Raw genomic sequence first — 1,274 nt, 5'->3', positions numbered from 1 at the left:
GGGGTCAGTCGTTCCAGACGTCGCCCTTGAAGTCGCCGCCGGTGCCCCGCTCGTAGTAGTGCTGCCCGTACAGGCCGCCCACGCAGGTCTGCTGGTAGCGGTAGGCGTTGGTGGCGATCGAGCCGACCATCACACCGGAGTCGGCGTCCCACAGTTCGGCCCGGCCCCAGTAGCTGAGGGCCTTGTGCTGGCCGCCGAAGCAGACCTGGTGGTTGCCGTTGGCCGGGATGCTGCCGCTGGTGCATATGTTGCCGCCCCAGCTCTCGCAGGTCGCGCTCGCCGCGCTTGCGGGTGAGGCGACGATTCCGACGGCAACGGCAGCCAGGGTCGTGGCCATGAGACCGAGGCGGGCAAATCGATTCTTCTTCATGTCCGTTCCTCCACTCGGCGGGCCGGATGTGTCCGGCCCCGACGCGCTCAAAGCTATGAGCGGCCACCAGCCGGCCGGTATGTCATCCGTGCACGGTTGCCGGGCAGGTGACAGTCACGCCTGCACGGTCGGACACGCCGCCGGGGTGCACCTGTTCGGTGAAGGGACGCTGCGTGCCGTAGAGCGCGAGGAAGGCCAGCGCGAGCTCGTACACGTCCGTCCCCCCGGCCGTCAGCTCCCGCGCCAGCAGCGCCTCCGAGCTCCGCAGGTGCTCCCGAACCGTCTGGGGATGCAAGCCCAGCCGTTGTGCAGCCGCCCCGACCGAGCAGTCGGCCAGGAGCCAGACCCCCAGCGTGCGGCGCAGGTTGCGGGCGTCCGTGTCGAGCGGACCCAGCACGTCCCGAGCCCAGGCCCGGCCGGCGTCAGTGCCGATCAGCGCGGGCAGGCCCGGGTCCTGGCGGCCCGGTGCGGTGGGCCGGTCCCGCAGTTGCAGGGCCAGGTGGAGGGCGGTCCGTACTCTTACGTCGTCGAGGTCCGAGCCCAGCAGTTCGCCTGCCCGCTCCATCCGTGACCTCACGGTGTTGCGGCTGACTCCCATGATCTTCGCCGTCCGCACGGCGGTGAACCTCAGCCCAAGGGACACCGTCGACAGCAACTGGTCCCTGGTCCGGGCCGGTAGCGCATCCAACGGCCGGAGCAGGTCCGATGCCCAGCGGGCCGCCTCGGCACCGGGCAGCAGCTCCACCGGATCCATGCGATCTCGATACCGGGCACGGCGACGGGGCACGTACCGAGCCGCCACCAGATTCCGGTGCGCATCCTCGTAGGCTTCACGGGCACGTGCCAGCGGGTGGAGGCGGCTGCGCCCCTGGAACACTCGCGGACGGCGAGCGACGTAGTCGGA

At 70.6% G+C, this 1,274-nt stretch carries 2 protein-coding genes; both read right to left on the bottom strand.

Features of this window, described 5'->3' with window-relative positions:
• Window positions 1-4 precede the first annotated feature (4 nt).
• Window positions 5-370, bottom strand: coding sequence for a hypothetical protein (locus AB0469_RS41165; RefSeq protein ID WP_366456738.1), 366 nt, complete (start codon window positions 368-370; stop codon window positions 5-7).
• An 82-nt stretch (window positions 371-452) separates the two neighbouring features.
• Window positions 453-1,274 (bottom strand): helix-turn-helix domain-containing protein (locus tag AB0469_RS41160; protein ID WP_366456737.1); only part of this gene is annotated, 822 nt, incomplete at its 5' end.

Source organism: Streptomyces sp. NPDC093801 (assembly GCF_040701585.1).
Taxonomy (GTDB): Bacteria; Actinomycetota; Actinomycetes; order Streptomycetales; family Streptomycetaceae; genus Streptomyces.
Note: the sequence above shows the minus strand (reverse complement) of the source record. Positions and strands in the feature narration are given on the sequence as shown.